Consider the following 13610-nt stretch of genomic DNA (forward strand, 5'->3'; position numbering starts at 1 on the left):
TGGAGCAATGGCCGCCCGCAAGCCCTCACCGCCGAAGTCTGCCGGTATCGACGCGCAGCAGGTTCTCGGCCGGTTCACCGCGCCCACCCGCGCCTGGTTCACTGCGGCATTCCCCGAGCCCACCGCAGCCCAGTTGGGTGCCTGGAACTCGATCGCCGACGGCCAGAACACGCTGGTGGTGGCGCCAACCGGGTCCGGCAAGACGCTGTCGGCGTTCCTGTGGGCGCTCGATCAGCTCGCGGCGCATCCGGTGCCGGCCGGAGCAGAACCGGTGGGTACCCGCGTTCTGTATGTCTCGCCGCTCAAGGCGCTGGCCATCGACGTCGAACGCAACCTGCGCGCGCCCCTGATCGGCCTGACACGGGCGGCACAAGATCTGGGCGAACCCGTCCCCGACATCACTGTCGGCGTCCGGTCCGGCGACACCCCGCCGGCCCAGCGCCGCCAGCTGCTGCGCAAGCCACCGGACATCCTCATCACCACACCCGAGTCACTCTTCCTGATGCTGACGTCGTCGGCCCGCGAAACCCTGACGTCGGTACAGACCGTCATCATCGACGAGGTCCACGCCGTCGCCGGGACCAAACGGGGCACCCACCTCGCTGTCTCGCTGGAACGCCTCGACGAACTCCTCGACACCCCCGCGCAGCGCATCGGTCTGTCCGCGACCGTACGCCCCGCGCAACGCGTTGCCGAGTTCCTGTCCGGCAGTCGCCCGTGCACGGTGGTGCAGCCGGTGGCACAGAAGACATTCGATCTGTCCGTCGAGGTTCCGGTCGCCGACATGACCAACATCCCGGTGATCGCCGGCAGCGAGGAGATCGACGACGAAGCGTCCGCACCGGCAGCGGGATCACTCTGGCCGTACGTCGAGAACTCCATCGTCGATCGGATCGAAAAGAACCGGTCGACCATCGTCTTCACCAATTCGCGTCGACTGGCCGAACAATTGACGGCCCGCCTCAACGAGGTCCACGCCATCCGGATCGGTGAATCCGGGGAGTCCATGCCCAATCCCCGGGTGCCCGGCGGTGCCCCGGCGCAGGTGATGGGCAGCGGCGCCAGCAAGGGCGCGGCTCCCCTGCTCGCCCGCGCACACCATGGTTCGGTCAGCAAAGAGGTTCGCGGCCAGATCGAAGAAGAGCTCAAGTCCGGACGTCTGCGTTGTGTGGTCGCCACCAGCAGTCTCGAATTGGGCATCGACATGGGCGCGGTAGACCTGGTCGTCCAGGTCGAGGCGCCGCCCTCGGTGGCGAGCGGGCTGCAGCGGATCGGCCGCGCCGGCCACCAGGTCGGCGAGATCAGCCAGGGTGTGCTGTTTCCCAAGCATCGGGCCGACCTGCTGCGCTGTGCCGTTGCCGTCGAACGGATGACCGACGGACTCATCGAAGAACTCACGGTCCCGTCCAATCCGCTCGACATCCTCGCGCAGCAGACCGTCGCCGCCTGTGCCACCGGCAGTATCGACGTCGACGAGTGGTACCAGCTCGTGCGTCGCAGCGCACCCTACGCAACGCTGTCGAGGCCGGTTTTCGACGCGACACTCGATCTGCTGTCGGGGCGTTATCCGTCCGACGAGTTCGCCGAACTGCGGCCGCGGATCGTCTGGGATCGTGCGCAGGGCACGTTGACCGGGCGGCCGGGGGCACAGCGCCTGGCCGTCACCTCCGGTGGAGCGATCCCCGACCGGGGCCTGTTCGCCGTCTACATGGTCGGCGAAAAACAAACGCGGGTAGGCGAACTCGACGAGGAGATGGTCTACGAATCGCGGGTCGGCGATGTGTTTGCACTGGGCGCCACGAGTTGGCGGATCGAGGACATCACGCACGACCGCGTCCTGGTCACACCCGCGTTCGGACAGGCCGGACGGCTCCCGTTCTGGCATGGCGACAGCATCGGCAGGCCGGCCGAGCTGGGTGAGGCCATCGGCAGGTTCGTCGGTGAGCTCATCGACAACAAGAAGCTCGAGTCACATGCGAAGCGGCTGGGGCTCAACGATTTTGCCCGCGACAACCTCGCCCAACTGGTATCCGAGCAGCAGGCGGCCACCGGCCATCTGCCCACCGACCGCACTCTGCTGGTCGAGAGATTCCGCGACGAACTCGGCGACTGGCGGGTGATCCTGCACTCCCCGTACGGTTTGCGGGTGCACGCACCGTGGGCCAGTGCGGTGTCGGCGCGGCTGCAGCAGGACTACGGCATCGACGGGGCGGTCTCCGCCGCGGACGACGGCATCATCGTCCGGCTTCCCGACACCGACGACCAGCCGCCGGGTGCGGCACTGTTCGGGTTCGAGGCCGATGAGATCGAGCAGATCGTCACCGAGCAACTCGGCGGTTCGGCCATGTTCGCCTCCCGGTTCCGCGAATGCGCTGCCCGGGCGCTGCTCTTGCCCCGGCGCAATCCCGGGCGCCGCGCACCCCTGTGGCAGCAGCGCCAACGCAGCGCGCAGCTCCTCGCGGTGGCCCAGAAGTTTCCGCAGTTCCCGATCATCCTCGAGGCGTTTCGCGAGTGCCTCCAAGACGTCTACGACCTGCCCGCGCTGGTCGACCTCCTCACCCGGATAGCAACGCGGCGCCTGCGGATCATCGAGATCGAAACGCAGACACCGTCTCCCATGGCGTCGTCGCTTTTGTTCGGCTATGTCGGCGCCTTCATGTACGCCGACGACGCCCCGCTGGCCGAGCGCCGCGCCGCCACGCTGTCCCTCGACACCGCATTGCTGGCTCAGCTCCTCGGCCGGGTCGATCTTCGAGAACTCCTCGACGCCAATGTCATCGCCGATACCGAGGCCAAACTGCAGCGACTGCATCCGGATCGCCGCGCCCGCGACATCGAGGGCATCGCAGATCTGTTCCGCTGGCTCGGACCACTACGCGCGAGCGAGGTGGGTCCTCGCTTCACCGGCGACGATCCGCTGCCGCTGATCGACGAACTCATCGCCGCCGGACGCGTCATCACCATTCAGCGCGCTGGTTCGGAGCTGTACGCAGCTGCCGAGGACGCCGGACGGCTGCGCGACGGGTTGGGCATCCCGCCACCGCAGGGACTTCCGCTGGCATTCCTCGAACCCGTCGACGACCCACTCGGCGACATCGTCGGCCGCTACGCCCGAACCCATGGCCCGTTCCTGGCCTCCGATGCCGCCGAGTCGCTGGGCGTGAGAGTGGCGGTTGTCCGCGACACCCTGGTGCGCCTGGCCGGTCAGCGGCGAGTTGTCGAGGGAGACTTCCGGCCCGAACCCGCCGGGACCCTGCGCAACGGTGAACAGTGGTGCAATACAGAGGTTCTCGCGGGATTACGTAGGGCGTCGCTGGCGGCGAGCCGCGCCGAGATCGCGCCGGTCAGTCACGAAACCTACGCCCGGTTCGTGACCGGTTGGCAGCACGTCACCGGACGGTCGCGGCTCCGGGGCATCGACGGTGTGTCGACGGTGATCGATCAGCTTGCCGGAGTACCGATTCCGGCATCGGCGTGGGAGTCGCTGATCCTGCCCGCGCGGGTGGCCGACTACCGCCCCGACATGCTCGACGAACTGAGCGCCGGCGGCGAGGTGCTCTGGGCCGGTCACGGGCGGCTGTCGGGATCCGACGGCTGGATCAGCCTGCATCCGGCGGATGTGGCCGAAGACAGTCTCCCGATCCAGGCGGAGATCGACATGGGCGATCTGCACCACCGGCTGCTCGAGCAGCTCGCCACCGGCGGAGCCTTCTTCTTTCGGCAGCTCAGCGATGCGTTGGCCCTTGGCGGCGTATCTCCGCTCGGAGCCGATGTCGAAATGGCCCTCTGGGATCTGGCCTGGGCCGGACGGATCAGCAACGACACCTTCAGCCCGGTCCGGGCCCTGCTCGGTCCCGGCCGCAAACCGGGCGGCACGCGCGGTGCCCCGGCACATCGCGGTCGAAGCCGGTTTGCCCGAACCCCACGGACGGCACCGCTGTCGATGACCGGACGATGGTTTGCGCTACCGGAACAGATGTCCGATCCGACTCGCGCGGTCGCTGCTCAGTGCTCGGCACTGCTCGACCGGTACGGCGTGGTGACCAAGGGTGCGGTGACGACCGAAGGCATCGCCGGTGGTTTCTCCCGGGTATACAAGGCGCTCAGCGGTTTTGAGGACAGCGGTAAAGTTCGGCGCGGCTACTACATCGACGGGCTCGGCGGCGCCCAGTTCGCCGCGACCACCACGGTCGACCGGCTCCGCGACGAGGTCGAGACCACCGGCACGTCGGCTCTGGCGCTCGCCGCCACCGATCCGGCCAATCCGTACGGCGCAGCGCTGGCCTGGCCGAAGCAGGCCGAGGGCCATCGACCCGGTCGCAAACCGGGCGCGCTGGTGGTTCTTGTCGACGGGCATCTGGTCTTGTTCGTCGAGCGCGGCGGAAAGACTGTGCTGACGTTCAGCGAGAACGTCGCCCATCTGGAGGCCGCGACCGGCGCACTGGCAAAGGTGGTGATCCGCGGCCAGGTCGATCGCCTGCACGTCGAACGCGTCGACGGTGACCCGGTTCTGACCAGTGATCTCGCACCGCATCTGCGTGAGAGTGGCTTTGCGGCCACGCCGCGGGGTTTGCGGCTCCGCCGAACAGGCTGAGGCCGGATAGCCAATCGTGCCGGTGTGACGGACAGGGCAAGTCGGGACAATTTAGTCTGTACCCAGGCTCGGTCATCACTAGGTGGCTCACACACGCAAAGGACTTGATTCATGGCGCAACAGGCACCTTCCACTGCAGCGGCGACGCTCAGTTCGGAGCTGCCCGCCTGGCAGCAGGCGCGCCGGCTCAGCATCATCAAGGCTGCCAACGCCGCGCTCAAGGCGCAGGAGTACGAGCAGATCCAGATCCGTGATGTGGCACAGGAGGCCGGTGTCGCGCTCGGCACCCTGTATCGATACTTCTCCTCCAAGGAACACCTCTACGCTGCCGTGCTCCTGGATTGGGCGGAGCCAGCGTACGCGCGGTCCGGCGAGAACCTATCGGAACATCAGATCCGCGCCAAGATGAACGCTGTCATCTCGGCGTTCGAGCGCCGCCCACATTTCTTCAAGGTCCACGTGATCTTGCAGTCGAGTTCGGACGCCAACGCAAACTTGTTACTGGGCCAGTTCTTTTCAGTCTGTCAGCAGACGCTGGCCGGCGACTTCGCCCGGCTCGGCCCGGATGCGTCCACCGACGCCGCGATCATGCTCTGGTCGATCATCAACACTGCCCTGACCTCGGCGATCTATCACGATGGAGACATGGATGACGTCTACCGCCTGTGCAACCGATTCATGGACTTCCTGTTCGGCCCGGCTTAGCCCTCCCTTGAAAACTAGATTCAGATTCTAGTAGGTTGACGGTCGACCGTCTTTTCCATTTCTGACCTGCAGGAGCATCCATGGGGTTTCAAGGCGATGCGGCAATTGTCGGATATACGGAATTGCCACCGCAGAAAGTCTCCACCAGGACGCCTCGCTTCACGCTCGAACAGTGGGCGACGCTGTCGGCGGCGGCCATCGCGGACGCCGGACTGACCGGGGTCGCGATCGACGGAATCGTCACGTCGACGCTGCTCGAGTCCGAGATGTTCGTTCCGTCGACCATCGCCGAATACCTCGGTGCCAAGATCAACTTCGCCGAAGTCGTCGACCTCGGCGGCGCATCGGCGTCTGCGATGGTCTGGCGCGCCGCCGCGGCCGTGGAGCTGGGCATCTGTGAAGCCGTCTTGTGTGTGCTGCCTGCCGATTACGGTGTGCCGTACAACGCGAAGAAGCCGCTGCCGGAGAGTCTCACCGACATCCTGCTGTACGGCTCGTCGTCGAACCGTTACGGCTCGCCCCAGGCAGAGTTCGACATCCCGTTCGGCAATCTCGGCCAGAACGGTCCGTACGGGCAGATCGCGCAGTTGTATCGTTCGGTCTACGGATACGACGAGCGCGCACTTGCGAAAATTGTTGTGGACCAACGGGTCAACGCCAATCACACACCCGATGCGATCTTCTACGACACGCCACTGACCATCGAGGACGTCTTGGCCAGTCCCATGATCGCCGACCCCCTTCACCGTCTCGAGATCGTGATGCCCTGTTCAGGTGGCGCCACGGTGTTGGTCACGTCTGCGTCGCTGGCCAAGAAGAGCAAGAATCGGCCGGTGTGGGTCAAGGGCTTCGGCGAGCACGTCGCCTACAAGACGCCCAGCTACGCCGACGATCTGCTGCAGACGCCGATCACCCAGGCCGCCAACACCGCATTCACGATGAGCGGACTCGATCGCGACGACATGGACATGGTCTCGATCTACGACTGCTACACCATCACCGTGCTGATGAGCCTGGAAGACGCCGGCTTCTGCGACAAGGGCAAGGGCATGGAGTTCGTGAACTCGCATGACCTGACCTTCCGCGGAGACTTCCCGCTGAACACCGCGGGCGGCCAGCTCGGCTTCGGCCAGGCCGGACTTGCCGGCGGCATGCATCACGTCTGCGATGCCACCCGCCAGATCATGGGCCGGGCCGGGGACGCACAGGTCAACGACTGCAATCGCGCGTTCGTCTCCGGCAACGGTGGCGTGATGGGCGAACAGACCACACTGGTTCTCCAGGGCGACTAGAAAGCGATCACCTCATGACGTTCACCAAACCGATGCCGGTGAAAACGCCTGTGACCGCACCCTTCTGGGACGCGTTGGCAGAGCACAAGATTCGTATCCAGTATTCGCCGTCGCTACAGAAGTATGTGTTCTATCCGCGCCTCCTGGCGCCCGGAACACTGGCCGACGACCTCGAGTGGCGCGAGATCTCCGGACTCGGGAAGCTCTACACCTTCACCATTGCGCACAAACCGGTGTCGCCGCACTTCGCTGACTCGGTACCGCAGTTGGTTGCCGTGGTGCAGTGGGACGAGGGCCCCCGCTTGTCCACCGAACTGGTCAACGTCGCACCGGAGGACATCACCGTGGGCATGCGGGTCAAGCCGGTCTTCTTCGACTACCCCGACGACGACGTCACTCTGCTGCGGTACGAGCCCGCCTGATCCTGCGCCTACCTACGCGGTGCTGAACCTTCATCAATCCGGGACCGGCACCGGTTCCAGGAGTTCGGAGCGCGATTCCGGAGCGGCCGCGCGCAGGGCGTCGGCGGATTCGTCGTCGGGCTGACGCTGCGAGGCGACCTCGGCGGCCACCCGGGCCAGGTATGTCTCGACCTCGAACTCGGTCTGCTCGGCATCCCAGTCCAGCAGTGGCGCAACCAGATCGGCCACCTCGGCCGCGCAGTTCACGCCACGGTCGGGGTATTCGATCGCGATGCGGGTACGCCGCGCGAGGATGTCTTCGAGGTGCAGTGCGGCTTCGCTGACCACGGCGTAGACCACCTCGACCCGCAGGTATTGCGGAGCGCTCGTCAGCGGTTCGAGGAGGCTGGCGTCCTTCTTGGCGTAGGCCAGGACGTCGTCGATCAACGAGCCGTAGCGATTGAGCAGTCGGCGAATGCGGTACGGGTGTAGGCCGTGTCGTTGTCCGAGCTGATCGCATTGGTTGATCAGCGCGTGGTAGCCGTCTGCCCCGATCAGTGGCACCTTCGCGGTGATCGACGGCGCCACCCGCACCGGGATGAAGTCGGTGATGGCATCCACGGCGTCTGCGGCCATCACCCGATAGGTGGTGTATTTGCCGCCGGCGATCGCGATCATTCCGGGCGCCACCTCGGCGACCGCATGTTCACGGGAGAGCTTCGACGTCTCGTCGCTTTCGCCGGCGAGCAGTGGACGGAGTCCGGCGTAGACCCCTTCGATGTCGGCCTGGGTCAACGGCGTCACCAGCACTTCGTTGACACGTTCGAGAATGTATTCGATGTCGGCGGCGGTGGCGGCCGGATGCGCGAGGTCGAGGTTCCAGTCGGTGTCGGTGGTTCCGACGATCCAGTGGGTCTCCCAGGGGATCACGAACAGCACGGACTTGGCGGTCCGGAGGATGATGGCGGACTCGCTGACGATGCGGTCGCGCGGGACCACGATGTGCACACCCTTGGATGCCCGGACCCGAAAGCGGCCACGCTGCTTCGACAATGCCTGGATCTCGTCGGTCCAGACCCCCGACGCATTGATCACGCAATGACTGCGGATCTCTGCGATCTCGCCGGACTCGGTATCTCGGACGCGGACGCCGCTGACCCTGTCCGCCTCCCGAAGGAAGCCGGTGACCTGCGTCGAGGTCCGGATGACCGCACCATATTGCGCGGCCGTGCGCGCCACGGTCATGGTGTGGCGGGCGTCGTCGACCACCGTGTCGTAGTAGGTGATCCCGCCGGTGAGTGAGTTCCGTTTGAGTGCCGGAGCGATCCGCAGCGCCCCGGATCGGGTCACGTGGCGTTGCCCGGGAACCGATTTCGAACCACCCAGCGAGTCGTAGAGAAAAAGGCCCGCTGCCATATACGGCCGTTCCCAGCCGCGGTGCGTCAGCGGATACAGAAACGGGAGCGGTTTGACCAGGTGCGGCGCGAGGGTGCTCAGCGACAGTTCACGTTCACGCAGCGCTTCGCGGACCAGACCGAACTCGAGTTGCTCGAGGTAGCGCAGTCCACCGTGGAACATCTTGGATGAACGACTCGATGTACCCGATGCGATATCGCGGGCCTCGACGAGTGCCACCCGCAGTCCGCGGGTCGCGGCATCGAGCGCAGTTCCGACCCCGACGATCCCGCCGCCGACCACCACCACGTCGAACTGCTCGGTCGACAGGCGCTGCCAGGCATTTTCCCGGTAGCGCGGACCAAGGTCGGCGGGACGATCCGGATCGAATGTTGCTGTGCTCATCGCGATCTCCCATTCGCTGGGCGGATACTCCTGTCCCAGGTTACCCGCTGGTAACTATTCGGCCACTCCAAAGCGCTCCGGTGACACGTCGAGGTCCATCACAGCGGACTCTACGTGCAGTTCATGGAACACTCGGGGACGTGAGCAACACCACGGGTTACGTCGCCGCGGTCGACCAGGGAACAACGTCGACGCGTTGCATGATTTTCGACCATTCCGGACGTGTCATCAGTTCGGAGCAGGTCGAGCACACGCAGATCTTCCCGCGGTCCGGGTGGGTCGAGCACGATGCCGTCGAGATCTGGCGTCACACGCGCCGGGTCGTGGCCGCTGCCATGGCGGCGGAAGATCTGCAGACCGCCGACATCGTCGCCCTCGGGATCACCAATCAGCGTGAGACCACCGTGGTCTGGGATCGGTCGACGGGGCAGCCCGTCTACAACGCGATCGTCTGGCAGGACACGCGCACGGCGGCACTCTGCAAGGAGCTCGCCGGCGACCAGGGTCCGGGTAGATATCAGCAGCGCACCGGCCTGCCGTTGTCCACCTACTTCTCCGGCCCCAAGATCCGATGGATTCTCGACAACGTCGACGGTGTCCGGGACCGAGCCGAGGCCGGTGAATTGTGTTTCGGCACAATGGATACGTGGCTGATCTGGAACATGACCGGCGGACCCGACGGTGGCCGGCATCTGACCGACGTCACCAATGCGTCCCGGACCATGCTGATGGATCTCGAAACCCTCGCCTGGGACGAACAGATCTGCGCCGAGATGCGTATCCCGATGAGCCTGTTACCCGAGATCCACAGTTCGTCGAAGGTGTATTGCCATGTCCGCGAGCGCGGCGCACTCGCCGATGTGCCGATCGCCGGCATCCTCGGCGACCAGCAGGCAGCCACCTTCGGACAGGCCTGCCTCAAACCGGGTGAAGCCAAAAACACCTATGGCACAGGCAATTTCCTTCTCCTGAACACCGGTGAGGAAGTCGTCCACAGCGAACACGGACTACTCACCACCGTCTGCTATCAAATCGGCGACAACAAACCCGTGTACGCGCTGGAGGGTTCGATCGCCGTGACCGGATCACTCGTCCAGTGGCTCCGCGACAATCTGGGATTGATCAGTGCCGCAGGCGATATCGAAGAGGTCGCTCAGACCGTCGACGACAACGGCGGCGTCTATTTTGTTCCGGCGTTCTCAGGGCTGTTCGCTCCGCGGTGGCGACCCGATGCGCGTGGCGTCATCATCGGCCTGACCCGTTTCGTCAACAAAGGTCACATTGCGCGAGCAGCGTTGGAGGCCACAGCTTTCCAGACCCGTGAGGTGATCGAGGCGATGCAGGCCGATTCAGGCGTGGCGTTGTCGACGCTCAAAGTCGATGGCGGCATGGTCGTCAACGAGCTGCTGATGCAATTTCAGTCCGACATTCTCGGCGTTCCCGTGGTCCGGCCGGTTGTCAACGAAACCACCGCGTTGGGCGCCGCCTACGCGGCCGGGCTGGCGGTGGGCTATTGGGACAGTGAGCAGGAGATTCGCGACAACTGGGCGCAGGCGAAGTCATGGGAGCCCACGATGCCCGCGGCTGATCGCGATGCGCGCTTCGCGGAGTGGAACATTGCCGTGGAACGTAGCTACGACCTGGCCTGACTCGCAGTCAGGTCCTGTTGTTCGGGTTGTTGTCGGGGCTGTCCGGACCTTTCCCATCGGCTGCCGGCGTTGAACTCGCACCCGCGGTGCCGAGGTCGACAACGCGCGCCCAGTCGCCGAGGACAGGCGGTCCCACCAGCGGGAGCCGGCCGACCATCTCGTCCCCGTTTTCGCGGGTGTGCAGGTACGACGGTGCGCGATGCTGTCCGTCCTTGTCTTTCCCGGCGCCGCGACCACCGGCCGGTGACCCCATCGGACTTCCCGCGCGAGAGCCGCCCGACGGTGTCGCTCCGGACGATTGGCTCGCACCCGTTGTCGGTGAGATCAGGGATGCAGGTGTCCGCCGGCCGAGTGGGTTCGCTTCCGACCCAACACCTCCGACACCGCCGCCTCCCCCAGCGCGGCCGCCTCCCGAGCCACCGCTTCCTGAGCCACCGCTTCCTGACCCGATACCGGACGCCCCGCCACGGGCGCTGTTCAAGCCTGTGGCGGATGTGGATCCGCCGGCACCCGCGCCACCCGGGATCGGTGAACCAAACGCGCCGTTCAGCGGGCCAGGGGTGGATCCGTCTGCGCTCGACCCAGATGTGCTGTCGCCGCTTCCGAGCGTGAACGGGGTGTCCTCGGCCGGACCTCCGGCATACGTTGTTTCGTCGCCACCGGGACCGCTTGGTCCGCCGGGTCCATCGGGGTCGTTCGCGCCGGGGACCCCGGCGGGGGCGAACAACGCAGGACTGTTGTCTCCCGATCCACCACCTGAACCACCGGCGCCCGCCGGCGTCACCTGCGTGGGCTCGAAGCCGGCGCCGAGAGTTGGCAGCGGCGATGCATCGTATTCGGGCAGTGAACCGTTGGCACCGATGACCGGGTTGCTGTACGCCTCAGTCATCGTCCGTGCCATGACGGCTCGCTGCATCGCAATGGCGGCGACGTTGCCCTGATATTCAGCAAAACCTTCGTCGATTTCCGCGATGTTGCTCTGCGTCTGAGAAAGGATCCCCGCGATGGCCGAAATCTGGTCCGCGATCTTGATCCCGATCGCCGCAGAACCATCGGTATGACGGATGCCCGCTATGTTTGCACGCCTCGAACTGTCGACTGTTTCGCCGCTGAACTCGCCTTCGGGATACATCCTCGGAAGGGCCGCTTCATACACCTCCGCAGCCACCTGAATCCGCCTGGCGATCAGCTTGATCGCTTGCGCATCCGCCTCGGCTGATCCAGCCTGCATGCTGGCACAGATTCGACGCATCTCATCAAGCGCATGACTCAGCCAATCTGTCTGCTCTATCGACCTAGGCGCCACGTTCTCCCCCGATCTCAGCACCTCCCCAGCACTGATCTGCGCAGAAGTCTAAGGCACCAAGCCACGCTGCGTCACCATTGCAACGACGCACATCATTCTGGAATTTTGTCAGCATAAGTAGAAGTAAAGTCGACAGCAATTTTGCACGGGTCATAAGCTTCCCGAACTTCAGCTCCACCTACGATACCCACGTCGACCACAACAACCGATTCCATCGACTCAACGTAGGTCATGCAGGCTGCATCGTCGTCATTCAGTACGGCTAGGCCGACAACACGACCTCCAACATTGAGATCCGGCTTCCAATCAATTTCAGGCATACCTGCCTTGTACTGCGCCAGCGACTCAGCATTCGTAACAACGACACCCAAAGTGAATAGGTCCGGCATTAGCCAAAGACATCCACGAATTCCCTGGCCATCGACCTGCGCTGCATCTTCGACTACCGATGGGTCGACGTCAAATCGCAATAACTCTTCATCCGAAAATGCCACACAAGGTTCGAAGGGAGTCCCGTCGTTCGACGGATTCCACCGATTCGGAAATTGGTTTGCAAACGGAAGATTAGCGTGTGTAGGCGTCGGTTCAGAACCGTTTGGTGAAGTAATTCTAATCGAAACTGGCTCCGTCGTGCCGTCGCCCATTGTGCAGGCAGAGATGAACAGTACAATAAAAGCCAATAGCGAAACTCGAATCCTCACTACTTTAGCTGTTCCGAAATCGAATCGTCGATAGACATCAGAACGGACTTAGAAGCCCTGCATTGCTGGGCTACATCCTTGAGGTACTGAGCTTCAGCGGCAATCGCGTGTGCAAACGACCCGGAGTCGCCTCGCAACAGGTCCCGCAAGTTTTGCATAGTGCCTTCGCCCTCAGCGCAAGCGCCAGCCCAGTTTGAACTAAGCACAAGCCGCAGTGCAGCCTGCTCTTTCTGAAGAACCGCCGCGAAATCTTCAGCGGCTGTCGCTACTCTCTCCCACTGCTCATCGGTGAATTTCACTTCGTCGCCCATGGCTCCCCCTCGCATAGATCTCCCACCAGAGGTAAGACGTTAGCGGGTGACGATCGGTTCCAACACAGGTTTGAGCCCCGCATCCGTTGGTGTCTGAAGCCGAAGCTCAGTGCTTGTTCGACTATTCGACCTGGTCAGGGTCGTCCGACTCTGGTTCGGGTTCGGGTGAACTGTCGGATTCCCTGAGAGCGAGTTCAAACAGCGTTTGAGCCAGCGCCTCCTGCCGGTCGACCACAACCTTCTGCCACGCCGCTTCCACCGTCTCATTCACATGATGAGCCCGATTGACCCGCGGTACCCGTTCCGGATCAACCCCCACCGGCGGTATCCACCCCACCCGACCCGCATCAGGGCCGTCAGTGATCATCACCGTCTGCCACCGATCCGGACCGTCACCAATGAGCCGGTGATGCGGCGGACACGCCGGCGTCAACGCATCGATATCGGTCAACCCGCCCTTCGCCCACGCAGTGACATGATGGCTCTCGGTCCAGGTCGCCGGATTAGGGCAACCAGGATGCGAACACCCGCGATCGCGGGCAATCAACGCCAACCGCTGCCCTTTCTGCGCGGTGCGTTTGGTCCGGGCGAAATACAACACTTCCGCACAGTGGTCGGCGAACACCGCCAAATATTTGTCCGACCGGGCTGCCAACTCCAACGCCTCCCCCACCGGGATATCGACCCCCGAGGCCGTCTTGGCGATCCCCGCACACTCCTGCAACTGGGCTTTGGTCATCGTGATGATCAGCTGGGCCGGCAACCCCCGATGCGACCTGCCGAGCAGGTTGCAGTCCAGAATGTTTTCAGGATCGCCTTGAGAGCATCATGCTGGCGCTGCCCCATCGAGC

The 13610-nt window shown here is 64.3% G+C and carries 10 protein-coding genes; 5 read left to right on the top strand and 5 right to left on the bottom strand.

The genetic code is table 11. The annotated features are described in order from the left end of the window. Nucleotides 1–7: 7 nt before the first annotated feature. From H290_RS0122675 to H290_RS0122690, 4 genes are all read left to right on the top strand, one after another. Nucleotides 8–4594 carry an ATP-dependent helicase gene (locus H290_RS0122675; protein ID WP_020109132.1) on the top strand — a complete coding sequence of 1529 codons (4587 nt, stop codon included), beginning with the start codon at nucleotides 8–10 and terminating at the stop codon, nucleotides 4592–4594. A 111-nt stretch (nucleotides 4595–4705) separates the two neighbouring features. Next, entirely contained in the window at nucleotides 4706–5299 is a 594-nt protein-coding gene (locus H290_RS0122680) for a TetR/AcrR family transcriptional regulator (RefSeq protein WP_020109133.1), read from the top strand. 80 nt (nucleotides 5300–5379) lie between these two features. Further along, complete coding sequence (locus H290_RS0122685; protein ID WP_020109134.1) at nucleotides 5380–6591, top strand: thiolase family protein; 1212 nt, start codon at nucleotides 5380–5382, stop codon at nucleotides 6589–6591. 14 nt (nucleotides 6592–6605) lie between these two features. After that, nucleotides 6606–7013, top strand: coding sequence for a Zn-ribbon domain-containing OB-fold protein (locus H290_RS0122690; RefSeq protein WP_020109135.1), 408 nt, complete (start codon nucleotides 6606–6608; stop codon nucleotides 7011–7013). Between the two features lie 33 nt (nucleotides 7014–7046). Here the strand turns inward: H290_RS0122690 and glpD are convergent, their stop codons facing one another. After that, the gene (gene glpD, locus H290_RS0122695) at nucleotides 7047–8792 is read right to left on the bottom strand and encodes a glycerol-3-phosphate dehydrogenase (RefSeq protein WP_020109136.1); all 1746 of its coding nucleotides are present in this window, start codon (nucleotides 8790–8792) and stop codon (nucleotides 7047–7049) included. Nucleotides 8793–8932: 140 nt separating this feature from the next. Between glpD and glpK the strand changes: the two genes are divergently transcribed. Further along, complete coding sequence (gene glpK / locus H290_RS0122700) at nucleotides 8933–10441, top strand: glycerol kinase GlpK (RefSeq protein WP_028463563.1); 1509 nt, start codon at nucleotides 8933–8935, stop codon at nucleotides 10439–10441. A 7-nt stretch (nucleotides 10442–10448) separates the two neighbouring features. Here glpK and H290_RS30385 read toward each other — a convergent pair whose 3' ends face one another. The 4 genes from H290_RS30385 to H290_RS29510 form a co-directional block, all read right to left on the bottom strand. Next, nucleotides 10449–11672 carry a hypothetical protein gene (locus H290_RS30385; RefSeq protein WP_020109138.1) on the bottom strand — a complete coding sequence of 408 codons (1224 nt, stop codon included), beginning with the start codon at nucleotides 11670–11672 and terminating at the stop codon, nucleotides 10449–10451. 167 nt (nucleotides 11673–11839) lie between these two features. After that, entirely contained in the window at nucleotides 11840–12448 is a 609-nt protein-coding gene (locus tag H290_RS30900; protein ID WP_081631686.1) for a DUF3558 family protein, read from the bottom strand. Continuing rightward, nucleotides 12448–12759 (bottom strand): hypothetical protein, encoded by a 312-nt coding sequence (locus H290_RS0122715; protein WP_155976991.1) that lies wholly within the window; start codon nucleotides 12757–12759, stop codon nucleotides 12448–12450. Before H290_RS0122715 ends, H290_RS30900 begins: the two co-directional genes overlap by 1 nt. Before the next feature lie 121 nt (nucleotides 12760–12880). Beyond that, complete coding sequence (locus tag H290_RS29510) at nucleotides 12881–13561, bottom strand: DUF222 domain-containing protein (protein WP_081631687.1); 681 nt, start codon at nucleotides 13559–13561, stop codon at nucleotides 12881–12883. Nucleotides 13562–13610: the final 49 nt, after the last annotated feature.

Source organism: Nocardia sp. 348MFTsu5.1 (assembly GCF_000383535.1).
Classification (GTDB): domain Bacteria; phylum Actinomycetota; class Actinomycetes; order Mycobacteriales; family Mycobacteriaceae; genus Williamsia; species Williamsia faeni.

Excerpts from the sequence above, each read along its gene's own strand:
- H290_RS0122675 (WP_020109132.1), top strand. The coding sequence starts at position 8 with ATGGCCGCCCGCAAGCCCTCACCGCCGAAGTCTGCCGGTATCGACGCG.
- H290_RS0122690 (WP_020109135.1), top strand. The coding sequence starts at position 6,606 with ATGACGTTCACCAAACCGATGCCGGTGAAAACGCCTGTGACCGCACCC.
- H290_RS0122680 (WP_020109133.1), top strand. The coding sequence starts at position 4,706 with ATGGCGCAACAGGCACCTTCCACTGCAGCGGCGACGCTCAGTTCGGAG.
- H290_RS0122685 (WP_020109134.1), top strand. The coding sequence starts at position 5,380 with ATGGGGTTTCAAGGCGATGCGGCAATTGTCGGATATACGGAATTGCCA.
- glpD (WP_020109136.1), bottom strand. The coding sequence starts at position 8,792 with ATGAGCACAGCAACATTCGATCCGGATCGTCCCGCCGACCTTGGTCCG.
- H290_RS0122715 (WP_155976991.1), bottom strand. The coding sequence starts at position 12,759 with ATGGGCGACGAAGTGAAATTCACCGATGAGCAGTGGGAGAGAGTAGCG.
- H290_RS30385 (WP_020109138.1), bottom strand. The coding sequence starts at position 11,672 with ATGCAGGCTGGATCAGCCGAGGCGGATGCGCAAGCGATCAAGCTGATC.